Below are 22280 nucleotides of genomic sequence, written 5' to 3' on the forward strand. Positions count from 1 at the left end.
CAGTTTCAATGGAAACTGCGGTCCTCCGGCGTGTCGCCCGACGACACGCCGGAGGGTGTGGACAACCCATCGCAGTTTCAATTGAAACTGTCCGCCAGTTTCCATCGAAACCGTCCGTCAGTTTCAATTGAAACTGACGGGGAGGTCAGCCGCGGAAGGCGGCGAGGCCGGTCAGGGCCTGGCCGATGGTCAGGGCGTGCATCTCGCTGGTGCCCTCGTAGGTCAGCACCGACTCCAGGTTCGTCATGTGCCGGATCACCGGGTACTCCAGCGAAATCCCGTTCGCGCCCAGGATGGTCCGGGCCGTGCGGGCCACTTCCAGCGCACCGCGGACGTTGTCCAGCTTGCCGAAGCTCACCTGCTGCGGGATCAGCTCGCCGGCGTCCTTGCGCTTGCCGAGGTGCAGCGCCAGCAACCGTCCATTTTGGACGCGCACCGCCATGTCGGCGAGCTTGGCCTGGGTGAGCTGGAAGCCGCCGATCGGCCGGCCGAACTGCTCGCGGGTGGTCGCGTAGTCCAGCGCCGCCTCCAGGCAGCTGCGCCCGGCGCCGACCGCGCCCCACACGATGCCGTAGCGCGCCTCGTTCAGGCAGGACAGCGGCCCGCGCAGCCCGGTGACCTCCGGCAGCACCGCGTCGGCGGGCAGCCGGACGTCATCGAGCACCAGCTCGCTGGTCACCGACGCCCGCAGCGAAAGCTTGTGCTTGATCTCCGGCGCCGAGAAGCCCTGCGTGTCGGTCGGCACGACGAAGCCGCGCACGCCCTCATCGGTCTGCGCCCACACCACGGCGACCGAGGCGACCGTGCCGTTGGTGATCCACATCTTGCGGCCGTTGAGCACCCAGTCGGAGCCGTCGCGGCGCGCGGCGGTGCGCATCGAGGCCGGGTCGGAGCCGTGGTCGGGCTCGGTCAGGCCGAAGCAGCCGATCGCCTCGCCCGCGGCCATCTGCGGCAGCCAGCGCTGCTTCTGCTCCTCCGAGCCCCACCGCCAGATCGCGAACATCGCGAGCGAGCCCTGCACCGAAACCAGCGAGCGCAGCCCGGAATCGCAGGCCTCCAGCTCCTCGCAGGCGATGCCGTAGTCCACTGCGGACAGTCCGGCGCAACCGTAGCCTTCCAGGTGCATGCCCAGCACGCCGAGCTTGCCCAGTTCCCGGGCCAGTTCCCGGACCTGCGGGAGTTCGCCGCGCTCGAACCACTCCGCGACGTGCGGCTGCACGTGGTCCCGGCACAGCGCGCGCACGCTGTCGCGCATCGCGAGCTGCTCCGGGGTGAATTCGGCGTCGATCCCCAGCGGATCGCGCGGGTCGAACGCGGGACGTTTTCCACCGGCACTCATTGCGGGCTCCTCCTCGATACGAGCGGGGAAAGCTGTTGTTCGGAGTCCTCCAGCCAGGCGAGGACTTCCTCGGTGTGTTCGCCGAGCAGCGGCGGCGCCGCCACCTCGGCGGTGCCGTGGCCGGAGAAGTCGATGGGCGTGCGCACCTGCATCGCCGCGCCGCCACCGGGATCGACCATCGGCCGCAGTCCCAGCGATTCGGCGTAGTGCACGGCCCGCGACAGGTCGTTGACCTGACCGCACGCGATGCCCACACCCTGCAGGCGCCGCTGCCAGTCCGCGGCGGTCCGCGCGCCGAGCACGTTCTCCAGCTGCTTCGCCAGTTCCTCGCGGTTGGCCACCCGCTGCGCGTTGGTCGCGAACCTCGGGTCGTCGGGCAGCGCGACCAGGCCCAGCGCATCGCAGAGCTTGCGGAACTGCCCGTCGTTGCCGACCGCGACGGCCAGGAAGGCGTCCTCGCAGCGCAGCGCCTCGTACGGCGCGATGCTCGGGTGCCGGTTGCCCATCCGCTGCGGCGCGACCCCGGTGGTCAGCAGGTTGCTCATCTGGTTCGCCAGCGACGCCAGCAAGCTGGACAGCAGGTTCACCTCGACGTGCTGGCCGCGGCCGGTCAGCTCGCGGTGCCGCAGCGCCGCCATGATGCCCACCGCCGCGTCCTTGCCGGTGAGCACGTCCACCAGCGCCACGCCGACCTTCATCGGCGCGCCGTCTGCCTCGCCGGTGATGCTCATCAGGCCACCGAGCGCCTGCACCACGAAGTCGTAGCCGGGCAGGTGCGCGCCTTCCTTGCTGCCGAACCCGGAGATCGAGGCGTAGACCAGCCGCGGGTTGATGCCGAGCGCGCTCTCGTGGTCCAGGCCGTAGCGGGCCAGCGAGCCCGACTTGAAGTTCTCCACCAGGACGTCGGCGCGGCGGATGAGCCGGCGCGCGGCCTCCTGCCCGGCCGGGTCGGCGAGGTCGAGGGTGATGCTGCGCTTGCTGCGGTTGACCGACTCGAAGTAGGCGGAGCTGTGCTCGGTCCAGGGCGGTCCCCACGAACGCGTGTCGTCGCCGCCTTCGGGGCGTTCCACCTTGATCACCGTCGCGCCGAGGTCGGCCAGCAGCATGGTCGCGTACGGCCCGGCCAGCACTCGGCTGAAGTCCGCGACGACCACGCCCTCCAGCGGCAGCGTCTCCATGCACCCACCCCTCCGCCAGGCAGACCAGCGCGAATGGGCGCGGTGGTCCGAACAGCGGCTTGCCTCGCCGTAATTTTGGATCCAATATACAGTTGATCGGGCGGCGGTCAAGACGCCGGAGCACCGCGAAAACCGGAGAGCCGATGCAACGACCACCCACCACCCAGGAGTTCGTCCTCGGCGAGCTCCGCAGGGCCATCGTGTCCGGCGAGCTGGCGCCGGGCCAGCCGATCCGGCAGGACACCATCGCCCAGCGCCTCGGCGTGAGCCGGGTTCCGCTGCGCGAGGCGCTGAAGACGCTGGAGGCCGAGGGCCAGGTGATCTACCAGCCACACCGGGGGTATTCGGTGGCGGAGCTGTCGCTGAGCGACCTGCTGGAGGTCTACCGGATGCGCGAGCTGCTCGAATCGGAGGCCGCGGCGGTGGCCACCGAGCGGCTCACCGAGGCCGACCTGGCCCGCATCACCGACGCCCAGGTCGACGTCGAGAAGGCCGCCGACAGCGGTGACCTGGTCGCGATGATCGCGGCGAACCGGCGGTTCCACTTCGCGCTGCTGGAGCCCGCCGGGATGCCCCGCCTGCTGCGCGTCGTGCGCACGCTCTGGGACGCCACCGACGCCTACCGCGCGGTGTACTACAACTCCAGCACCAACCGCGAGCGCGTCCGCCACGAGCACGATTCGATCGTGGCGGCGGTCGCGGACCGACGGGCCGACGACCTCGTGCGCCTGCTCGACGAGCACCGCAGGCACGCGGTCGACGCGCTGCGCGCCACCATCGCGTCCGAAGTGGACTGATCAGGCCGGGGTTCAGGCCCGGAGCAGGATCTCCGCTGTCCGGCGCGCTTGGCGGACCGCGCCGTCGAAGCCCGCCGAGGCCGCGACCGTCGCGCCCTCGTAGAGCAGCAGGGCGCTGTCGGCGAAGTCCGCCGGATCCGCCAGCTCGGCCGCCGCGGCGAGCTTTTCGAAGTACTCGCGCATCCACCGCTTCTGGCCGATGATCACGGCGCGGGCCGGGCTCTCCGGATCGGGGATCTCCGCGAGGGCGTTGACGAATCCGCAGCCCCGGAAGTCCGCGCCGCCCATCCACGCGTCGAGCGCGTCGAAGACCGCCAGCAGCTCGTCCGCCGGCGTGGCCGCGTGCTCGGCGACCCACCGCTGGAGCCAGGCGCGCCAGCGCTGGTCCCGCTCGACCAGGTACGCCGTGACCAGCTGGTCCTTCGAGCCGAAGCACGCGTACAGGGTCTTCTTCGTGACGCCCGCTTCGGCGGCGATCGCCTCGACGCCGACGGCGTGGATGCCCTGCCGGTAGAACAGCTCGGCCGCCACGTCGAGAACCCGCCGCCCGGCCGGCGTCAGCCTCTCCAACAACTCCACGCCCCTACTATACCGACCGGTGTGTTGACACACCACCGCCGAACATGCCTATCCTGGTAACCACACCGGTCGGTATACCTGCTCTGACCGGCACCGAGACCCAGAACGGAGTGTTTCCCATGAGAGCAGTGCTGCTCACCGGCTTCGGCGGGCCGGAGAAGCTGGCGTACCGGGAAGACGTGCCCGAGCCGCAGGCCGGACCGGGCGAGGTGCGCATCCGGGTCGCCGCCACGGCGATCAACAACACCGACATCTGGACCCGCGAAGGCGCGTACGGCTCCCCCGACGATCCGGGGGCGAGCGCGGGCTGGCGGCGGGAGCCGCTGGAGTTCCCGCGCATCCAGGGCGCCGACGTGGTCGGCCGCATCGACCAGACCGGCGCGGGCGTGCCCGGATCGCGGCTGGGCGAGCGGGTGATCGTCGACCCGATGCTCTACACCGGCGGCGAACGAGAACTGGTCGACACCGCGTACCTGGGCAGCGAGCGCGACGGCGGATTCGCCGAATTCACCACCGTGCCCGCCCAGAACGCCCACCAGATCGACAGCGACCTCGGCGATGCGGAGCTGGCGACCTTCCCCACCGCGTACGCGACGGCGATGCGGATGCTGAACCGGGCGGCCGTCGGCGCCGGCGAGACCGTGGTGGTCACAGGCGCCTCCGGCGGGGTCGGCTCGGCGCTGATCCAGCTCGCGACACTGCGCGGAGCGCACGTAGTGGCGATCACTAGCGACGCGAAGCGGGAGCGCACGCTGCGCCTCGGAGCGCAAGCGACGGTGGACCGGCACGCCGACGACCTGGAGGCGGCGGTGCGCGCCGCGGTCGGCCCGGTCGACGTGGTCGCCGACGTCGTGGCCGGGCCGAGCTTCCCCGCGCTGCTGCGGATGCTCGGGCCGCTGGGCCGCTACGTCGTGGCCGGCGGGATCGCCGGCCCGCTGGTGGAGACGGACCTGCGCACGGTCTACCTCCGCCAGCTGCAGCTGATCGGCTCGTCGTTCGGCACCCACGAAGACTTCGCCCAGCTCCTGCAGCACATCGCCCGCGGCGAGCTGACGCCGCTGCTGGCCGGGGCGTACCCGCTGCACGAACTGCCCGAAGCGCAGGAAGCCTTCGCCGCCAAGGACTTCTTCGGCAAGCTCGTGATCACCCTGGACGGCGCGGCATGATCCTGGACCGCGATCTGATCGTCGACGGGGTCCGGCTGGCCTACCGGCGGACCGCCGGCAGCACCGGCGAAACGCTCGTGTTCCTGCACGGAACGCCGTCGCACTCCTACATCTGGCACAACGTGATCCCGCCCGTCGAAGCCGCGGGGCACGGCGTGCTGGCCTACGACCTGCTGGGCTACGGCGCCTCCGAACGCCCGCCGAACCGCGACACCTCGGTCGAGGCGCAGGCGGATCTGCTCGAAGAAGTCCTGGCGCAGCAGGAAATCCGGCGCTGCGTGCTGATCGCCCACGACATCGGCGGCGCGGTGGCGCAGATCTTCGCCACCCGCCACCCGGACCGCGTCGAACGCCTGGTGCTGATCGACTCGGTGAGCTACGACTCGTGGCCGTCGAGCACCTGGCGGGAGATCATCCGCGACCACCTGGCCGATCACGCCGCCATGCCCCAGGCTGAGTTCGAGGCGATGCTGACCCGCCAGTTGGCGATGACCGTGGCGGACCCGGCCCGGATGACCGGCGAAACCCTGGAGGCCTACCTCGCTCCGCACCGGACACCGATGGGCCGGGCGTCGTTCTTCGAGCACCAGGTCCGCCACTACGACTCGGCGCCGACGCAACGGGTGGCCCCGCTGCTGAAAACCCTTGCGGCACCGGTGAAGATCGTGTGGGGAGCCGGGGACCGCTGGCAACCGCTCGCCTACGCGCAACGCCTGGCCGAGGACATCCCGGGCGCGGAGCTGTCGATCATCCCCGGCGCGGGCCACTTCCCCATGGAGGACGCCCCGGCCCGGATCACCGAAGCGATCCTGACCTTCCTGACCAGCTCCTGAGTCGTGAGTGCGAAACCGGGCCGGAGCCCGGCTTCGCACTCACGACCGCGCGAGCGGTCAGTTGTCGTAGGTGTAGAAGCCCTTGCCGGTCTTCTTGCCCTTGAGGCCGGCGTCGAGCATCCGCTGCAGCAGCGGCGGGGCCGCGTAGGTGGGCTCGGCGTACTCCGCGTACATCGAGTCCGCGATGGCCTTCAGGGTGTCCAGGCCGACCAGGTCCGACAGGCGCAGCGGGCCCATCGGGTGGGCGCAGCCCAGCACCATGCCCTTGTCGATGTCCTCGGCGGTGGCGAAGCCGCCCTCCAGCATCCGGATCGCCGACAGCAGGTACGGCACCAGCAGCGCGTTGACGATGAACCCGGACCGGTCCTTGGCCCGGATGGTCTCCTTGCCCAGCTGCTCACCGGCGAACGCCGTGGCCCGCGCGACCGTGTCCTCGGCGGTCAGCAACGACGGCACGAGCTCGACGAGGTTGAGCACCGGCACCGGGTTGAAGAAGTGCACGCCGATGACCCGCTGCGGGCGCTTCGTGGCGCCGGCGAGCTTGGCGATCGGGATGGACGAGGTGTTCGACGCCAGGATCGCTTCCGGGTCGGACACCACCTTGTCCAGCTCGGCGAACAGCTTGAGCTTCAGCCCCTCGTCCTCGGCGATCGCCTCGATGACCATGTCCCGGTCTTCGAGGTCGGCGACCGTGGTGGTGAAGTGCAGCCGGGACTGCGCCTCGTCGCGCTCGGCCTCGGTGAGCTTGCCCTTCTCCACCCCGCGGTTGAGCGACTTCCACAGCCTGGACCGGCCGGCGCGCGCGACCTCGGCGTTGACCTCGCACACGATCACGTCGATGCCTGCTCGGGCGCTGACCTCGGCGATGCCGCCGCCCATCTGCCCGCCACCGACGACTCCCAGGCGTTCGATCTTCGTCACCACACCGATCCTTCCGCTTCCGGCTGCGCTGCCGCTGCAGGGCCTTCGTCGGCCAGATCATGCCAAAAACAGCGATTGCCGACCGGTGAACAGTGCGCTAGGCCACGTCGATCACACCACCGCGCGAGAAGGGGGGGCCGTACGGAGCCGGGCCGGATCCCCCCGGGCCCGGCTCCGCGCGGTCGGACCCCCCGATCCGACCCTGACCCCCTGAAGTTCTTTCAGGTTACAGCACGCTCTGCGCATGAATGCATGCACTCCGAGCATGGGTACGCGCTGGTCACCCCGGCTGGCACACCGGGCAGAAGAGGGTGCTGCGGCCGCCGATCCGCAAACGCCGCAAAGCCGACGAGCACCGCGGACACCTCCGGTCCGGCTCGTCGCGGTGCCCGGTCAGCCACGACGCGCCGTCCGGAACCCGGCCCGCGCGAACCGCCACCCGCAGCATCTCGCGCATCTCGCGGTGCAACCGGCCGAGATCGCCGTCGCTGAGCTCGGCGGTGGAGCGGTTCGGGTTGATCCTGGCCCGCCAGAGGATCTCGTCGGCGCAGATGTTGCCGAGCCCGGCGAGCACCGACTGATCCATCAGCGCCGGCTTGAGGCCGCGCCGGGTGCGGGTGAGCCGCGAGCCGAACTCGGCGGCGTCGATGCGCTGCGCGTCCGGGCCGAGATCGGCCAGCAGACCGTCCACTTCGTCCTGCTCCCGCGCGAGGTGGATGCCGGTCAGCTTCCGCATGTCCCGGTAGCGGAGTTCGCCGGCGGCGAAGTCGAACACGACCCGGTCGTGCGCGTGCAGTTCCTCGTCGTGGGCGCACCACTGGAGATTCCCGGTCATCCCGAAGTGCACCAGCAAGGTCGGCGGCGCCGCCGAGGCGTTCGCGGCGGGCGCCGTCGGGATCAGCAACCACTTGCCGTGCCGCCGGGGCTCGGCGAAGAACCTGCGCCGCAGCGCGCGCTGGAACGCGTCCGCGCCGATGCCGCGCAACACCTGCGCGTCGTGCACGCGCACGTCGCGCACCTGCTTGCCGGTCGCTTGCTCCGCGACCCGGCGAAATCCTGCTACGTCGGGCAATTCGGGCATGCCTCCCGGCTACCCGCCGGCGCGCCGTCCTAGCGGCCATTCCGGAAAGGCTCCGGGCAAGCTCGTCCCGAAGGTGCCCGGCACCGGTGGCGAACGGCGATTTCGCGCGAAATCGGCGCCCCGCGCTCCCTGACGGTCACGTGCCGCGCCCCGTTCCCGGAACGACCCCTTAGCGGGTTCCGCTCGGCTTGGAGAGAATCCGGGCCATGAACATCCCACCTCTGCGGCGCGCGATGGTCGCGCGCGACCCGGCAGAACAACACCGCGTGGCCACGCCCTTGGAGCTGCTGTTCGACCTTTGCTTCGTCGCGGCCGTCGGCCAGGCCGCCGTGCAGCTGCACCACGGGCTCGCCGAGGGGCACTTCGCCGAGTTCGGCATCGGCTACGCCATGGTGTTCTTCGCGATCTGGTGGGCCTGGATGAACTTCACCTGGTTCGCCTCCGCCTTCGACACCGACGACGCCCTCTACCGCGCGCTGACGCTGCTGCAGATGGGCGGGGTGCTGGTGCTCGCCGCCGGGGTGCCCGGCGCGTTCCACGACTACGACTTCACCATCGTGACCATCGGGTACGTGGTGATGCGCGTGGCGATGGTCGCCCAGTGGCTGCGCGCCGCGCGCGAGCATCCCGACAGCCGCGGTTGCTCGCTGCGGTACGCGGCAGGCATCTCGGTGGTGCAGATCGGCTGGCTCCTGCGGCTGGCGCTGCCGCACCCGTGGGCCGAGGTCGGCTTCGCGCTGCTGGTGCTGGCCGAACTCGCGGTTCCGGCGTTCGCCGAGCGGCGCGACCGGACCCCCTGGCACCCGCACCACATCGCGGAGCGCTACGGGCTGTTCACGATCATCGTGCTCGGCGAGGTGGTGCTGGCCGTGACCGCCGCGATCCAGGAGGACGTCTCCGACGGCGGATGGTCCCCGGAGCTGCTGGAGATCGGCATCGGCGGGCTGCTAATGATCTTCGCGATGTGGTGGATCTACTTCAAGCACTCCGCGGTCGAGCAGCTGCGCGACACGAAGCGAGCCCCGCTGGCCTGGGGATACGGCCACTACCTGGTGTTCGCCGCGGTCGCCGCGGTCGGCGCCGGGCTGGAGGTGGCCATCGACGTCAACGCCCACAAGGCGCACGTGAGCACCGTCGCCGGAGCGCTGACCGTCGCGATCCCGCTGATCGTCTACCTGGTGACGACGGCCGTCCTGCACTCCCGGATGGCCGACGCGGGCTCGCCGGTCCTGGTGCTGACGGGGGTGGGCTGCGCGCTGCTCGTGGTGGTGGCGCTGCTGGCGGACCGGCTCACCATCTCGGGTTCCGTGCTGACGATGGGAATCCTGATGGCCTTGGTGCTCGTCGCCGGGCTTTTCCTGCAGCAGCGCCGGATTTCGGCGGGATGACCGGCCGCCGTGGCCCCGTGCGCGCGGGGCCACGGCGCGAAGTCACCGCTGCAGAGCGGCCTCGGCGGCTTCGAGATCCTCGACGACGTCCAGGACGCCCCACCGCACCGGCCACGCGAAGCGCCGGTCGATGGTCCAGGCCAGCACCGCGTCGAGGTCGGCGTCCTCCGGGCCGATCACCAAGGACGCCGCCGGGCCGACGGCCGGTTTGGCGATGGTGCACCAGGTCGACTCGTCCAGCGGGAACGAATCCTCCTGGAACATGTCGCCGATGAAGTCGCCCTCCGCAACGGGGCGCAGTTCCTCGTCGGATTCCTGGCCGAACTCGAAGTCACCGACGACCTCGCCGGTCAGGGCGCGCACGAACCGCAGCGCGTACTCCCCCATCACGGCCAGCACCCCGGAGGCGCCCCACAGCACCGCCGTCGTCTCCGCAGGCACCTCGATCGACCGCACGCACGCCGGCTCGTCGCCCAGGGACCACACCTCGACCCGTCCGTCGGCCGTCAGGCACGCACCGCGCTCCCCCGACGGTTCCCACGCCCAGGGGCGCTCGGGTCCCGCATCGTGCATGCCGATCTTCTTGGTCGTGTCGATGTCGAGGTGGAAGCGGCGGCCGTCCTCGTCGCGGACGTCGACGCCGCCGCCGTCCGGCAGCACGATCGCCAGCCGCGCGTCCGCATCGCGCATGCCCCAGTGCAGCATTCCCGGGGTCTGCTCGACTGATTCGCCGACCTGGCTCCCGGTGCGGGCGTCGAGCACGGTCAGCATGCCGGGCTCACCGCTCGCGACGGCGGCGACCAACCGGTCGTCCGGGCTCCACCCGAGCGGGATGCTCAGGCCGTTCCAGCGGGCATCGCCGATGCGCGCCACCCAACGCATCCGCCCGCCCGGCACGTCGACGACGCAGGCCACCGGGCCGTCGTCGCCCAAGAGCCGGGTGCCATCGCGCGACCACCGCACCTGGCCGAAGAAGAACTCGTAGCGGTCCGGCTCGCCGTCACGGCCGATCTGCGACGGTCCGAGCAGCTGCCTGGCCTCCTCCGGGATCGGCTCGGGGAGCAGTTCGGGCTGCGGGCCTTCGAGGTGGTCGAACTGGTGGGCGTCGACGACCTCGCCCCGGTCCAGCGGCACGATGCAGCCCATCACCTCGTGGCTCGTGCGCATGCTGATGTAGGCGCGCCGGCCATCGGGTGCCAGCGCGAAGGTCGCGGACGAGTCGTTGCCGTCCGTCACGTCCGCGTAGCCGTGGGGATTGGCGCTCTGCCCGAAGGGATCCCAGACCCCGACCTGGTTGGTGCAGAACCCGACCGCGAGGCGCGTGCCGTCGGCCGACCACTGCACCGTGTCGCGGTCGCCCAGCCAGCCGACACCGCCGTCGATCACGATCTCGTTGACGGCGCGACCGGTGCTCATCTCCCAGATCTGCACCGTGCCCGCTTCCGCGTCTTCGCCCCACCGGCTGGTGGCGAGGTGCCGACCGCACGGGCTGAGCTCGAAGTCCAGCAGCCCGCCGCCGTCCTCGTAGGCGGGATGGGCGTGCGGTGGCGCAACCGAGCGCCGCGCGCCACCAACCGCTCGGTCGCCAGCCGGTGCGCCTGCGTGACGCCGTGCTCGCGTTCGAGCTCGGCCAGTTTCTCCCGCAGCGAAGGCAAATCCCGCTCCGGCGCGAACGCCGCCCAGTCCGCTTCCCGGAGCAGGCCGAGCAATTCCGCCGGGTCGTTCGCCGCCGCCAACGCGTCGTGATCGGCGAAGGAACCACCGGTCTGCTCGCCGCGGAGCAACAACTCGTACAACTCGGCTTCCGGCAGCATCGGCACGCCGAGCCCCTGCTCCGCCAAGTCCGGTAAGCGGACCGAGAACACGACTTCCCCGGACAGCACCACATCCGGCGCGGCATCCGGCTCGACCAACCGGGCGCCGAGCTCCGCCAACCGCCGCTCCAGCTCCTCCCGGCGAACCGGCGCTTCGGTGCCCGACAGGAATACCTTCTTGCCCTTCAAATCCATGATCGACCACAGTAGAGGTGGCCCCCGACGGCCGGTGGCGAATCGGCGCCGGGCTGGCCGTCCGGGTGTGCGGCGGTGCGCATACCCTGTGGATCCCGATCCCTTCGAGGAGGCGGCATGCGAGAAGGCGACGTGGTGGCGGACTTCGCGCTGACCGACCAGCGCGGCAACGAACGCAAGCTGTCCGACCTGCTGGTCGACGGCCCAGTGGTGCTGTTCTTCTACCCCGCGGCGATGACGACCGGCTGCACGGCGGAGACCTGCCACTTCCGCGACCTGTCCGCGGAGTTCGCCGAGCTCGGCGCCCAGCCGGTCGGGATCAGCGCGGATTCGGTCGCCAAGCAGCAGAAGTTCGCCGACGCGCACGGCTTCGGCTTCCCGCTGCTGTCCGACTTCGACGGCACCGTGGCCCGCCAGTTCGGCGTGAAGCGGCGGTTCGGCCCGATCCCGGTGAAGCGGCACACGTTCGTCATCGACGAGCAGCGGCGGGTGCTGGCGGTGATCCGCAACGAGTTCCGGATGGCCGCGCACGCCGACACCGCGCTGGAGGTGCTCCGGCGGGGTGCCTAGGCAGGCCCGGTTCCGCGGGCGAGCGGCGCCCGCCAGCCGTAGCGCAGGGCGAGCAGCCTGACGATGATCGCGAGCAGCGCCGCGAGCGAGCTGGTGACCGGCGTCAGCACGCCGGCCACGGCCAGGATCGACACCAGCGCGCTGCCGAGCAGGGCGGGCACCGCGTAGATCTCGCTCTTCGGGTGCAGCAGCGCCGGGATCTCGCCGGCGAGCAGGTCCCGGGCCACACCGCCGCCGATCGCCGTCGCCGCGCCGAGCGCGATCGCCGCCAGCGGATGCATGCCGTAGTTCAGCGCCTTGATGCTGCCCGCCACGCAGAACACGCCGAGGCCGACCGCGTCGAAGAACATCACGAACCGCCGGATCCGGGCCAGCCTCGGATGCCAGAAGAACACCACGACCGCCGCGACCAGCGGAGTGGTGAAGTAGGCGACGTTGGTGAACGCCACCGGCGGCACCGCGCCGATCACCAGGTCCCGGAACAGCCCGCCGCCCAGCGCGGTCACCTCGGCGAGCACCACGATGCCGACGGCGTCGAAGCGCTTCCGCACGGCGAGCAGCGCGCCGGAGAGCGCGAAGGCGAAGATCCCGACCAGGTCGAGGATCTCCTGCACCAGCGGATTCACGATCGCGGTATCCACCGAGACATTCTCACCGCCACCGCCGGAGCTCCCCCAACCGGCCGCAGGCTGGTAGCGCATTCGACCGGTTCAGGCGGCCGAACGCGCCCGCGTTCTCAGCGGTTCTTTCGGAATGCGGCGTCGGCCGCATGCGGTGGGGGACTCAGCTCGCACCGCCGCGGGTTCTCAGACGTCGTCTGGCGAGGACAGCCCCAGCGCCGCGTAATTGGACATACACAAGTCGGGGATCCCGGAGTCCAGACGGCGTCTGAGGTTCCGCCACCCGCACCGCCACGCAGGGCGAGTTCGGAAACCATCTTTCAGCCGATCGGGCGACGAGAAATCGCTCAGGCGGGCGGGTTCTCGCAAGTGGGGTTGAGGAGCTTCTGGACGTCGGGACCGTCGACGTTCTGCTTGGTGATCAGCACCGCGCCGGTGTCCGGGTCCGGCAGCGGGTCCGCCGAGCCGCGGATCTTGGCGACCGCCGCGTTCACCGACGCGTAGCCCATCTTGAACGGGTTCTGCGCGATCAGGCCGGTGATCACGCCGTCCCGCAGGCCCTGGATCTCGCCCTCCGAGGTGTCCCAGCCGATGACCTTCACCTGGCCGGCCTTGCCCGCCTGCCGCACCGCCTCGGCCGCGCCGAGCACGCTGGGCTCGTTGGCCGCGTAGATGGCGTTGAGGTCCGGGTTGGCGGTGAGGATGTCCTGGGTGACCTGCAGCGCCCGGTTGTAGTCGCTGCCGCTGGACTGCTGCGCGACCAGCTGCAGCCCGGGGTGCTTGGCCAGGCCCTTCTTGAAGCCCTCGGCGCGCGTCTCGTTGGTGCTCGTGCCGGGCTGGAACTCGATGAACGCCACCTTGCCGCGGCCGCCGAGCTGCTCGGCGAGCGCGTCGGTGGCCTGTTCGGCGGCGGCGACGTTGTTCGTCGCGAACACCGGCACGTCCGGCGGCTGCGGCGTGGTGCCGGAATCCATGTTGACCACCGTGGTGCCCTGGCCCTGCGCGGACTTGGTGATGTCGGCCAGCGCCTTGGCGTCCGTCGCCGCGTACACCAGGCCCTTGACGTCGCCCTGCGAGAGCAGGTCCTGCAGCAGGCTCTGCTGGCCGCTGACGTCGCTCTCGGCGTGCACCCCGTCCCAGTGGATCGTCACGTCCGGGTGCTTGGACCCGGCGCACTCGGCGCCGACCCGCACCTTCTCCCAGAAGTCGAACCCGATCGCCTTCGGCACCACGGCCAGCTTGATCGGCCCACCCTGCTGGACGCCGCCGCCGGTCTGCTCGCGCACCCCGACGCTGCACCCGGCGGCAGCAACCGAAAGCAGCACGCACGTCGCGGTCAGTACCTTCTTCATCGGCCGAGCTCCCTTGCTCATCGCGGCTTGCTGAGTTGGTGTTCGGGTCTTGTCTCGAAGCGGCGAAGCCGCTTGGCGCACTCCCGCAGGGGGCCGCTACCCGCACCGCTGCGCAAAGCGAGTTCTGCAGCAGATTCCTCATGTGGCGTCGCCGCCGAGCTTGCGCCGTTGGTACCGGTCCCACCAGACCGCCAGCCAGATGATCACGCCGATCAGCACGTTCTGGTAGAAGGTGCTGATGTTGAGCTGGACCGCCCCGTTGCGGATGACCGCGACCAGGAAGGCCCCGATCAGCGACCCCCACACGGTGCCGCGACCGCCGAACAGGCTCGCCCCGCCGATGACGACCGCGGCGATGACGTCGAGTTCCAGGCCCTCGCCGAAGTTCGGCTGGCCCGAGTGGATCCGGGACGCCGCGATCATGCCGCCGAGCCCGGCCAGCGCGCCGGAGAGCACGTAGACGGACGTGGTGTAGCGCCGCACCGGCACGCCCGACAGCCGCGCGGCCTCCATGTTGGAGCCCATCACGTACGCGTAGCGGCCGAGGCGGGTGCGGGTGAGCACCACGTGCCCGGCCACCGCGACGAGCGCGATGAGCAGCACCGGGATCGGGATGCTGTTGATGACGCCCTGCCCGAGCAGCCGGAACGACTCCGGCGCGCCGAACACCGCGACGGCGCCGGTGGCGATCAGCACCAGCCCGCGGGCGACGCTGAGCATGCCGAGGGTGGCGATGAACGGCGGCAGCCCGACCACCGACACCAGCAGGCCGTTGACCAGCCCGGCGACCGCGCCGACCAGGATGCCGCCGACGACGCCCACCAGCGGGTTGAAGCCGTACTCGGCCATCAGCAGCACGCCGAGCACCCCGGACAGCGCCGCCACCGAGCCCACCGACAGGTCGATGCCACCGGTGATGATCACCAGCGTCACGCCGACCGCCATCACCGCGTTCACCGAGGTCTGCGAGCCCAGGTTGAACAGGTTGTCCGCGGTGAGGAAGGCCGGCGCGATGACCGACAGCACGACGAACACGACGATCAGCGCGCCTGCCGCGGCGACCTGCGAGACCGCGCCGGAGAGCCGGTCGCCCAGCGCTCCCAGCGGGCCGCGGTCCCCAGTGGACGGTGACTTGGTCCGCTCAGTCATGAGTTGCCCCCGTTTTCGGCGTTGCGGGCTCCGGTCGCCAGCGCGACGACGCGTTCCTCGGAGAACTCCGCGCGGCGGACCTCCCCGGTGATCCGCCCGCCGCGCATGACCAGGATCCGATCGCACATGTTCAGCAGCTCCGGCAGGTAGCTGGAGATGAACACCACCGCTTTCCCGCGCGCGGCAAGGGAATCCATCTGCTGGAACATCTCCGACTTGGCCCCGACGTCCATGCCGCGGCCGGGTTCGTCGAAGAACAGCACCTCCGCGCCGGTCTCCAGCCACCGCGCCAGGATCACCTTCTGCTGGTTGCCGCCGGAGAGCAGCCGCACCGGACGCCCCACCCACGGCACCCGGATGCGCAAGCCGTCGCGCTCCCGCTCCGCGATCCGCCGCTCGCCGGCGAGGTCGATCAGGCCGGCGCGCATCGGCAGCTTCGCCATCGTGATGTTCTTGTCCACCCCCAGTTGGAGGGCAAGACCATCGGTCTTCCGGCTCTCGGTGAGGTATCCGATGCCGGCGGCGATCGCGTCGGACGGGCCGCGGATGCGCAACCGCTTGCCGTCCAAGGTGATCGTGCCCGCGTCCGGCAGCTCCGCGCCGAACACCGCGCGCGCCAGCTCGGTGCGCCCGGCCCCGACGAGCCCGGCCAGCCCGACGATCTCGCCGGCCCGGACCTCGAAGGAGACGTCGCGGACGACGTCGTCCCGGGTGAGCCCGTCGACCTGCAGCCGCACCTCGCCGGGCGGGTTGTGGTGGCGCGGGTACAGGTTCTCCACCTCGCGGCCGACCATGAGCTGCACCAGCCCGGCCTCGTCCAGCTCGGTCACCGGCCGGGTGGCGACGACCGCGCCGTCGCGCATCACGGTCACCCGGTCGCCGATCTCGAAGATCTCGTCCAGCCGGTGCGAGATGTAGAGCACCGCGATGCCCTTGGCGGTCAGCTCCCGGACGATGCCGAACAGCTCTTCCGCCTCCCGCTCGGTGAGGCTGGCCGTGGGCTCGTCCAGGATGAGCACTTTCGCCTGCACCGCAAGGGCTTTCGCCAGTTCGACGCGCTGCTGCTCCGCAGTGGACAGCAGCGCCACCCGGCGTCCCGGGTCGATGTCCAGGCCGACGTGGCCGAGCAGCTCCCGCGCGGCGCGGCGTTCCTCGGCCCGCGAGATCCACCCGCCGCGGCCGGGTTCGTGGCCGATGAACAGGTTCTCGGCCACCGACAGGTCCGGCGCCAGCGCGAACTCCTGGTGGACCATGGACACGCCGAGCCGCCGGGCCGTGCCGGGCCCCTGGTAGGCGACCGGGACGCCGTCCAGTTCGATGCGGCCGCTGCTGGGCTGCTCGATCTGGGCGATCAGCTTCATCAGCGTCGACTTGCCCGCGCCGTTCTCCCCGGCGAACACGTGCACCTCGCCGGGCGGGATGGCGAGCGTGACGTCGGAGACCGCGACCACCCCGGGAAACCGCTTGCCCACGCCGTGCAGCGCGACGGCGGGTCGGTCCTGCTCGGTGGACGTCACGAAGCGCCTCCCATCGGATCCGCGTGATCGTTCCTTCGGGCTCGCAGTGCGCCGGATCATACCCACAACGAACACCCGGGGAAAAGGTTGGAACGAAGCCAAGTATTCGATTACCAGTGCACCGCCGCCGTGACCAGTCGAGTGGACCGGCGTACGCCGGGGCCGCGGATCCGTAAGCTCATTGGGGACGAATCCACGATCTTCGAGGCAGGAGGCTGAGGTCCCGTGCAGCCGTTGCTGGCCAGCGACCCGACGCGAGTCGGCGACTACCGGCTGCTCGCCCGGCTGGGCCGCGGCGCCATGGGCGGTGTCTACCTCGGCCGCTCCCGCGGCGGCCGCGTGGTGGCCGTCAAGGTCGTCCGGGCCGACCTCGCCGAGGACCCGGAGTTCCGCGAGCGGTTCCGCCGCGAGGTGCACGCCGCCCGCTCGGTCGGCGGGTTCTGGACCGCGGCGGTCGTCAACGCCGACCCGACCGCCGAGCAGCCGTGGCTGGCCACCGAGTACGTGCCCGGGCCGACGCTGCACCAGGCCGTCGTGGACCACGGCCCGCTGCCGGAGGCCACGGTGCGCAGCCTGGCCGCCGGGCTGGCCGAGGCGCTCGGCGCGATCCACCGCGCGCACCTGGTGCACCGCGACCTGAAGCCGGCCAACGTGCTGCTCGGCCCGGACGGGCCGCGGGTGATCGACTTCGGCATCTCGCGGGCGATGGCCGGCAACGCCCTGACCGCGACCGGCATGTTCCTGGGCACGCCGGGCTTCTTCTCCCCGGAGCAGACCCTCGGCACCGAGGTCGGGCCGCCCAGCGACGTGTTCTCCCTCGGCGCGGTGCTGGTGTTCGCCGCGACCGGCACCGGTCCGTTCGGCGAGGAGAGCACGGCGGCGCTGCTGTACCGGGTGGTGCACGCCGAGGCCGACCTGGCCCAGGTGCCCGACGGGCTGCGGCCGCTGCTGGCGAGCTGCCTGGCGAAGGACCCGGCCGACCGGCCGACGCCCGGCGACCTGCTCGACCAGATCGGCGAGTCCAGCCCGCAGGGCAACTCCTGGCTGCCGCCCGCGATCAGCGACGTGATCGCCCAGCACGCCACCCAGCTGCAGCAGACGGCGAACGCGCCGCTGCCCGACACTCCCCCGCCGCAGCAGGTCCCGGCGACGCCGAGGCCCGCGACGCGCTCCTACACGCAGGCCCAGAACGCGGCACCGGTCGCACCGGCTCCCACCCCGCCCGCTCCCGTGGTTCCCGCGGCGGTGGCGCCCGAACGCATGCGGGACAAGATCGTCCCGGCGCGTCCGAAGCAGACCGCGCAGAACCAGCACCCGGTAGCGCGGGTGCGCAAGGACAACCCGGGCCCGGTGTTCGCCACCGGCGGCCGGTTCCGCGCCGCGATGTCGGCGCTGATCTGCGCGTTGATCATGTTCGGCGCCAACCGCGTGTTCCAGACCTACGGCGGGCTTTCGGCCGAGCACGTCGCGATCTTCCGGCTGGGCATGCTGCTGCTGGCCGTCAGCATGCTCTGGTCGATCGGGCGGGTGCTGCTGCCCAGCCTGCGCCTGAAGATCAACAGCGACGGGCTGCTGATCTCCCGCCTGGGCCTGACCCGGGAGATCCCGTGGAGCCAGGTGAACCGGGTCGACGTGGTCGACAACGGCAAGCGAGCGGCGCTGGTGGTGTGGCTGGCCAACGGTTCGAAGCCGCCGTCGAAGTGGTGGCACCGCGCCCCCGCGCACCGGGGCGGAGCCCGGGTCTTCCCGATCGGGGCCACGGGCGGCTGGCTGACCCGCCGCCAGGAAACGCGCAGGGCCCGAACGGCACTGAGCCAGTACGCCTTCGGCCGCTACAGCACGCGCCCCTGACCCCGAGCCGAAGCGCTCCCGATTTTGCCTGGAATCGGGCGCCTTCAGAGGCTCTTCGGGATGTCGTGGTGTGAGGTGTGCAGCGCGGGGTTTTGTCTTTGAAGCGGCGCAGCCGCTTAGCCCACCCTCGCAGCTCGCACCGCCGCGGGTTCTCAGGGGTCTTCTCGCGAGGACAGCCCCGACGTGGTGAATTGGCATTCATGAGTCGGGGACCCCACAGTGAGAAGACGCCTGAGGTTCCGCCACCCGCACCGCCACGCAAAGCAAGTTCTGAAGCAGGCTCTTCACCTCGCCGGGAGGACGCAGACCGGGGTCGGGGTCGGCACCGGTTCGCTCAGCGGCGTCAGGTCGCCGTTCTCCGCGATGCCGAACGCCTGCACGTCGTTGCTGCGCTGGCCCGCCACGAACAGCACCCGGCCGTCCGGCGACAGCGCCATGTGGCGGGGCTCCGCCACTCCCGCCGGCCGGATGTCGACCAGCCGGAACTCGCCGTCGCTGGAGTCCGCCCGGAACACCGCGATGCTGTCGTGGCCCCGGTTCGACCCGAGCACGAACCGGCCGTCCGGCGTCACCACGACCTCGGCGGCCAGGTTCGGCTGCCCGTAGCCCGGCGGCAGCATCGACAGCGTCCGCCCCGGCTCCAGCGCCCCGGTCGCCGGGTCGTAGCCGAACTCGGTGATCGAGGAAGCCAGCTCGTTGAGCACGTAGGCGCGTTCCCCGTCCGGGTGGAACGCCAGGTGCCGCGGACCGGCACCGGCCCGCACCGGGACCTCGTGCTTGAGCGCCAGGTGGCCGCTTTCCACGTCGAAGTCGTAGACGTAGACCGAGTCGGTGCCCAGGTCCACGGCGAGCACGTGGCGGCCGGCCGGATCGGACAGCACCTGGTGCGCGTGCGGGCCCTCCTGGCGCTGCGGGTTCGGCCCGCTGCCGCTGTGCTGCACGACGTGGCACGGCTCGCGCAGCACGCCGCCCTCGGCGATCGGGTGCACCACGAGGTTCCCCGACTCGTAGTTGGCGGTCAGCAGGTACTTGCCGGACGGGTGCACGCTCAGGTGGCAGGGCGCGGCGCCCAGCGTCGGCTGGGAGTTGATCTCGCCGAGCGTGCCGTCGGCGCGCACCTCGAAGGCGATGACCCGGCCCTCCCGCAGCTCGCTGACCGCGAACAGCGTCGCCCCATCAGGTGCCATCGCGAGGAAGGACGGATCGAACGCCTCGGCCACGCTCTCGGTGCACCGCAGCACCCCACCGGGATCGGCGATCGCCAGCCGGATCCCGTCGGCCGCCGATTCCGCTCCCGTGTACGCCCCCAGGTAGATCCGGTACTCCCCGTTGTCCGGCATCAGCGCCTCGCCTTCCCGTCCGCGGAAACCTCACCGCACACATGATGTCAAGAGCCCGCCCCACTCCCCCGGCGAGACAACGAACCTCCGCATTCCGCTGACATCACGCAACAGATCGCTGCTCAAAGCAACGCCTTGCGGATGAAATCTGCACAGGCGTCGACATAACCTAATGGCCATGACTGTCGTTCCGTCGCACCTCGAAGCGTCGTCGCAAGCCGCGCGGTACCGCGCGCTCGACGAGCAGTACAGCGCGCACAACTACCACCCGCTGCCGGTCGTGATCGCCGAGGCGTCCGGCGCCTGGATGACCGATGTGGACGGACGGCAGTACCTGGACTTCCTGGCCGGGTACTCGGCGTTGAACTTCGGGCACCGCCACCCCGACCTGATCGCCGCCGCCACCGAGCAGCTCGGCCGCGTCACCCTCACCAGCCGCGCGTTCCACCACGACCAGCTCGGCCCGTTCTGCCGCGAGCTCGCCGAACTCACCGGCACCGACCGGGTGCTGCCGATGAACTCCGGCGCGGAGGCCGTCGAGTCCGCCATCAAGATCGCCCGGAAGTGGGCGTACCGGGTCAAGGGCGTGCCGGAGAACCGGGCCGAGATCATCGTGGCCGGATCCAACTTCCACGGCCGCACGACCACCATCGTGTCGTTCTCCACCGACCCGGTCGCGCACGACGAATTCGGCCCGTACACCCCGGGATTCATCGTCACCGAGTACGGCGACGCCGCGGCGGTCGAGGCAGCGATCACCGAACGCACCGCGGCCGTCCTGGTCGAGCCCATCCAGGGCGAAGCGGGCGTGATCGTGCCGCCGGCCGACTACCTGCCCCGGCTGCGCAGGCTCTGCGACGACAACGACGTGCTGCTGATCGCCGACGAGATCCAGTCCGGACTCGCCCGCACCGGCGAGCTGCTGGCCAGCGAGCACGACGGCATCCGCGCCGACCTCTACACCCTCGGCAAGGCGCTCGGCGGCGGCATCCTGCCGGTGTCCGCGGTGGTCGGCCGCGACGACGTCATCGGCGTCCTCGAACCCGGCCAGCACGGCTCCACCTTCGGCGGCAACCCGCTGGCCTGCGCGGTCGGCCGAGCCGTGGTGCGCATGCTGAGCACCGGCGAGTTCCAGGAGCGCTCGCGCGAGCTGGGAGCGCACCTGCACGCGCGGCTCGGCGAGCTCGTCGGTCGCGGAGCGGTCGAGGTGCGAGGCCGCGGCCTGTGGGCCGGCGTGGAGCTCGCCGCAGGCGGGCCGACGGGCCGCCAGGTCAGCGAGGCGCTGGCCGAGCGCGGCGTGCTGTGCAAGGAAACGCAGGACACGACGCTGCGAATCGCACCGCCGCTGGTGATCACCCGCGCCGAGCTCGACACCGGCCTCGACGCGATCGAAGCGGTCCTCACCAGCTGACCTGGGACCGAGACGTCCGAAGAGGAGTGAACGGTCCGTTCGCCGCGCCAGGCGGAGTGAACGGACCGTTCGCTCCGGGTCAGGACTTGGCGAGGTCCCGGGAGAGCGCGGTGAGGCGGCTGATCGCGCGGAGGTACTTCTTCCGGTAGCCGCCCTGCAGCATCTCGTCGGTGAACAGCGCCGACAGCGCTTCACCGGAGACCCGCACCGGGATCGCCCGGTCGTAGAGCCGGTCCGCGAGCGCGACCAGCCGCAGCGCGACGTCCTGGTCCGGCGCCGCGTGCACCCCGCTGAGGTGCACCGCGGTGATCCCGTCGACCAGGCGGCCGTACTTCGAGGCGTGCAGCCCGGCCAGGTAGTCGCACAGCTCGTCGAAGTCGTCCAGCGTCGAGCCGTCGGTGGCCTCCGCGAGCCGGGACAGCTCGTCCTCGCTCATCGGCGGCGGCGCGTCCGGCAGCCCGCGGTGCCGGTAGTCCGGGCCGTCGACCCGCACCACGCCGAAGCGCGCGGACATCGCGTGGATCTCGCGCAGGAAGTCCGCCGCGGCGAACCGGCCCTCGCCCAGCTTGTCGGGCAGCGTGTTGGAGGTCGCGGCGATGTGCACGCCCGCGTCGGTGAGCTTCGCGATCAGCTGGGTGACCAGCATCGTGTCGCCCGGGTCGTCCAGTTCGAACTCGTCGATGGCCAGCAGCCGGTGCTCCGAGAGCCGTTCGACGGTCTCGGCGAAGCCGAGCACCCCCACCAGGCTGGTGACCTCGACGAACGTGCCGTAGGACTTCTGCCCCTCGACGGCGTGCCACAGCGACGCGAGCAGGTGCGTCTTGCCGACGCCGAACCCGCCGTCCAGGTAGATCCCCCGCTTGCCGTCGTCGTTCTTCTTCCGGCCGAACACCCCGCGCAGCCAGGACCCGCCACCGGCGGCGGCGTTGATCCGGTCGGCGAACGCCGAGCAGTCCCGGACCGCCTGCTCCTGGCTCGGCTCGTCCGGGTTCGGGATGTAGGTGTCGAAGCGCACCGCGTCGAACATGGGCGGCGGCGTCATCGCCTGGACCAGCTCGTCCGGTGTCATCTCGGGACGGCGGTCGACCAGACGGGGAGAACTCATGCGCAGACCTTATAACCGAACGGGGCATTCCCGGCCGTGCGGGCGCGTGCTCCTGCTCACCCGCCGGACCGGCT

The 22280-nt window shown here is 71.1% G+C and carries 20 protein-coding genes; 7 read left to right on the forward strand and 13 right to left on the reverse strand.

Annotated elements, in window-relative coordinates; translation table 11 throughout:
- Window positions 1-145 precede the first annotated feature (145 nt).
- Together ACWEV3_RS05765 and ACWEV3_RS05770 are read right to left on the reverse strand one after the other, a co-directional pair.
- Entirely contained in the window at window positions 146-1339 is a 1194-nt protein-coding gene (locus tag ACWEV3_RS05765) for an acyl-CoA dehydrogenase family protein (RefSeq protein WP_452612764.1), read from the reverse strand.
- Window positions 1336-2517 (reverse strand): CaiB/BaiF CoA transferase family protein, encoded by a 1182-nt coding sequence (locus tag ACWEV3_RS05770; protein WP_452612765.1) that lies wholly within the window; start codon window positions 2515-2517, stop codon window positions 1336-1338. The genes ACWEV3_RS05765 and ACWEV3_RS05770 overlap by 4 nt, the downstream gene beginning before the upstream one ends.
- Window positions 2518-2660: 143 nt before the next feature.
- Here ACWEV3_RS05770 and ACWEV3_RS05775 point away from each other — a divergent pair, with 143 nt between their 5' ends.
- Window positions 2661-3314: a GntR family transcriptional regulator gene (locus tag ACWEV3_RS05775; RefSeq protein ID WP_452612766.1), complete on the forward strand. Its 654-nt coding sequence runs from the start codon at window positions 2661-2663 to the stop codon at window positions 3312-3314.
- 12 nt (window positions 3315-3326) lie between these two features.
- Here the strand turns inward: ACWEV3_RS05775 and ACWEV3_RS05780 are convergent, their stop codons facing one another.
- The gene (locus tag ACWEV3_RS05780; protein ID WP_452612975.1) at window positions 3327-3887 is read right to left on the reverse strand and encodes a TetR/AcrR family transcriptional regulator; all 561 of its coding nucleotides are present in this window, start codon (window positions 3885-3887) and stop codon (window positions 3327-3329) included.
- A gap of 125 nt (window positions 3888-4012) precedes the next feature.
- On the opposite strand from ACWEV3_RS05780, the gene ACWEV3_RS05785 reads away from it, so the two are divergent.
- Window positions 4013-5059, forward strand: coding sequence for an alcohol dehydrogenase family protein (locus ACWEV3_RS05785; protein WP_452612767.1), 1047 nt, complete (start codon window positions 4013-4015; stop codon window positions 5057-5059).
- Complete coding sequence (locus ACWEV3_RS05790) at window positions 5056-5892, forward strand: alpha/beta fold hydrolase (RefSeq protein WP_452612768.1); 837 nt, start codon at window positions 5056-5058, stop codon at window positions 5890-5892. Before ACWEV3_RS05785 ends, ACWEV3_RS05790 begins: the two co-directional genes overlap by 4 nt.
- A gap of 57 nt (window positions 5893-5949) precedes the next feature.
- On the opposite strand, the gene ACWEV3_RS05795 is transcribed toward ACWEV3_RS05790, so the two are convergent.
- The gene (locus tag ACWEV3_RS05795) at window positions 5950-6813 is read right to left on the reverse strand and encodes a 3-hydroxybutyryl-CoA dehydrogenase (protein ID WP_452612769.1); all 864 of its coding nucleotides are present in this window, start codon (window positions 6811-6813) and stop codon (window positions 5950-5952) included.
- Between the two features lie 280 nt (window positions 6814-7093).
- Window positions 7094-7894 carry an Fpg/Nei family DNA glycosylase gene (locus tag ACWEV3_RS05800; RefSeq protein ID WP_452612770.1) on the reverse strand — a complete coding sequence of 267 codons (801 nt, stop codon included), beginning with the start codon at window positions 7892-7894 and terminating at the stop codon, window positions 7094-7096.
- 206 nt (window positions 7895-8100) lie between these two features.
- Here ACWEV3_RS05800 and ACWEV3_RS05805 point away from each other — a divergent pair, with 206 nt between their 5' ends.
- Entirely contained in the window at window positions 8101-9282 is a 1182-nt protein-coding gene (locus ACWEV3_RS05805; RefSeq protein ID WP_452612771.1) for a low temperature requirement protein A, read from the forward strand.
- 42 nt (window positions 9283-9324) lie between these two features.
- On the opposite strand, the gene ACWEV3_RS05810 is transcribed toward ACWEV3_RS05805, so the two are convergent.
- Window positions 9325-10698 carry a hypothetical protein gene (locus ACWEV3_RS05810; protein ID WP_452612772.1) on the reverse strand — a complete coding sequence of 458 codons (1374 nt, stop codon included), beginning with the start codon at window positions 10696-10698 and terminating at the stop codon, window positions 9325-9327.
- On the reverse strand, window positions 10695-11291 hold the full coding sequence (locus ACWEV3_RS05815) for a hypothetical protein (RefSeq protein ID WP_452612773.1): 597 nt from the start codon (window positions 11289-11291) through the stop codon (window positions 10695-10697). Before ACWEV3_RS05815 ends, ACWEV3_RS05810 begins: the two co-directional genes overlap by 4 nt.
- Window positions 11292-11408: 117 nt before the next feature.
- Here ACWEV3_RS05815 and ACWEV3_RS05820 point away from each other — a divergent pair, with 117 nt between their 5' ends.
- Window positions 11409-11861: a peroxiredoxin gene (locus ACWEV3_RS05820; RefSeq protein ID WP_452612774.1), complete on the forward strand. Its 453-nt coding sequence runs from the start codon at window positions 11409-11411 to the stop codon at window positions 11859-11861.
- Here the strand turns inward: ACWEV3_RS05820 and ACWEV3_RS05825 are convergent.
- The 4 genes from ACWEV3_RS05825 to ACWEV3_RS05840 all read right to left on the reverse strand — a co-directional run bounded on the left by ACWEV3_RS05825 (window position 11858) and on the right by ACWEV3_RS05840 (window position 16499).
- Window positions 11858-12502: a trimeric intracellular cation channel family protein gene (locus ACWEV3_RS05825; RefSeq protein ID WP_452612775.1), complete on the reverse strand. Its 645-nt coding sequence runs from the start codon at window positions 12500-12502 to the stop codon at window positions 11858-11860. The two genes, ACWEV3_RS05820 and ACWEV3_RS05825, sit on opposite strands and share 4 nt — an antisense overlap.
- A 326-nt stretch (window positions 12503-12828) precedes the next feature.
- Window positions 12829-13833: a substrate-binding domain-containing protein gene (locus tag ACWEV3_RS05830; RefSeq protein WP_452612776.1), complete on the reverse strand. Its 1005-nt coding sequence runs from the start codon at window positions 13831-13833 to the stop codon at window positions 12829-12831.
- Window positions 13834-13971: 138 nt separating this feature from the next.
- Window positions 13972-14982: an ABC transporter permease gene (locus tag ACWEV3_RS05835; RefSeq protein ID WP_452612777.1), complete on the reverse strand. Its 1011-nt coding sequence runs from the start codon at window positions 14980-14982 to the stop codon at window positions 13972-13974.
- Window positions 14979-16499, reverse strand: coding sequence for a sugar ABC transporter ATP-binding protein (locus tag ACWEV3_RS05840; RefSeq protein ID WP_452612778.1), 1521 nt, complete (start codon window positions 16497-16499; stop codon window positions 14979-14981). Before ACWEV3_RS05840 ends, ACWEV3_RS05835 begins: the two co-directional genes overlap by 4 nt.
- 225 nt (window positions 16500-16724) lie before the next feature.
- On the opposite strand from ACWEV3_RS05840, the gene ACWEV3_RS05845 reads away from it, so the two are divergent.
- On the forward strand, window positions 16725-18350 hold the full coding sequence (locus ACWEV3_RS05845; RefSeq protein ID WP_452612779.1) for a serine/threonine-protein kinase: 1626 nt from the start codon (window positions 16725-16727) through the stop codon (window positions 18348-18350).
- Between the two features lie 284 nt (window positions 18351-18634).
- On the opposite strand, the gene ACWEV3_RS05850 is transcribed toward ACWEV3_RS05845, so the two are convergent.
- Window positions 18635-19690: a lactonase family protein gene (locus tag ACWEV3_RS05850; RefSeq protein WP_452612780.1), complete on the reverse strand. Its 1056-nt coding sequence runs from the start codon at window positions 19688-19690 to the stop codon at window positions 18635-18637.
- Between the two features lie 178 nt (window positions 19691-19868).
- Here ACWEV3_RS05850 and rocD point away from each other — a divergent pair, with 178 nt between their 5' ends.
- Window positions 19869-21101 (forward strand): ornithine--oxo-acid transaminase, encoded by a 1233-nt coding sequence (gene rocD / locus ACWEV3_RS05855; RefSeq protein WP_452612781.1) that lies wholly within the window; start codon window positions 19869-19871, stop codon window positions 21099-21101.
- A 79-nt stretch (window positions 21102-21180) separates the two neighbouring features.
- Here rocD and zapE read toward each other — a convergent pair whose 3' ends face one another.
- Entirely contained in the window at window positions 21181-22206 is a 1026-nt protein-coding gene (gene zapE / locus ACWEV3_RS05860) for a cell division protein ZapE (protein WP_452612782.1), read from the reverse strand.
- Between the last annotated feature and the right edge of the window lie 74 nt (window positions 22207-22280).

It is taken from the genome of Saccharopolyspora sp. NPDC003752 (assembly GCF_053605825.1).

Bases quoted from the DNA above. Each gene is read 5' to 3' on its own strand.
- ACWEV3_RS05765 (WP_452612764.1), bottom strand. From the start codon at position 1,339: ATGAGTGCCGGTGGAAAACGTCCCGCGTTCGACCCGCGCGATCCGCTG.
- ACWEV3_RS05770 (WP_452612765.1), bottom strand. From the start codon at position 2,517: ATGGAGACGCTGCCGCTGGAGGGCGTGGTCGTCGCGGACTTCAGCCGA.
- ACWEV3_RS05775 (WP_452612766.1), top strand. From the start codon at position 2,661: ATGCAACGACCACCCACCACCCAGGAGTTCGTCCTCGGCGAGCTCCGC.
- ACWEV3_RS05785 (WP_452612767.1), top strand. From the start codon at position 4,013: ATGAGAGCAGTGCTGCTCACCGGCTTCGGCGGGCCGGAGAAGCTGGCG.
- ACWEV3_RS05790 (WP_452612768.1), top strand. From the start codon at position 5,056: ATGATCCTGGACCGCGATCTGATCGTCGACGGGGTCCGGCTGGCCTAC.
- ACWEV3_RS05800 (WP_452612770.1), bottom strand. From the start codon at position 7,894: ATGCCCGAATTGCCCGACGTAGCAGGATTTCGCCGGGTCGCGGAGCAA.
- ACWEV3_RS05805 (WP_452612771.1), top strand. From the start codon at position 8,101: ATGAACATCCCACCTCTGCGGCGCGCGATGGTCGCGCGCGACCCGGCA.
- ACWEV3_RS05810 (WP_452612772.1), bottom strand. From the start codon at position 10,698: ATGAGCACCGGTCGCGCCGTCAACGAGATCGTGATCGACGGCGGTGTC.
- ACWEV3_RS05815 (WP_452612773.1), bottom strand. From the start codon at position 11,291: ATGGATTTGAAGGGCAAGAAGGTATTCCTGTCGGGCACCGAAGCGCCG.
- ACWEV3_RS05820 (WP_452612774.1), top strand. From the start codon at position 11,409: ATGCGAGAAGGCGACGTGGTGGCGGACTTCGCGCTGACCGACCAGCGC.
- ACWEV3_RS05830 (WP_452612776.1), bottom strand. From the start codon at position 13,833: ATGAAGAAGGTACTGACCGCGACGTGCGTGCTGCTTTCGGTTGCTGCC.
- ACWEV3_RS05835 (WP_452612777.1), bottom strand. From the start codon at position 14,982: ATGACTGAGCGGACCAAGTCACCGTCCACTGGGGACCGCGGCCCGCTG.
- ACWEV3_RS05850 (WP_452612780.1), bottom strand. From the start codon at position 19,690: ATGCCGGACAACGGGGAGTACCGGATCTACCTGGGGGCGTACACGGGA.
- rocD (WP_452612781.1), top strand. From the start codon at position 19,869: ATGACTGTCGTTCCGTCGCACCTCGAAGCGTCGTCGCAAGCCGCGCGG.
- zapE (WP_452612782.1), bottom strand. From the start codon at position 22,206: ATGAGTTCTCCCCGTCTGGTCGACCGCCGTCCCGAGATGACACCGGAC.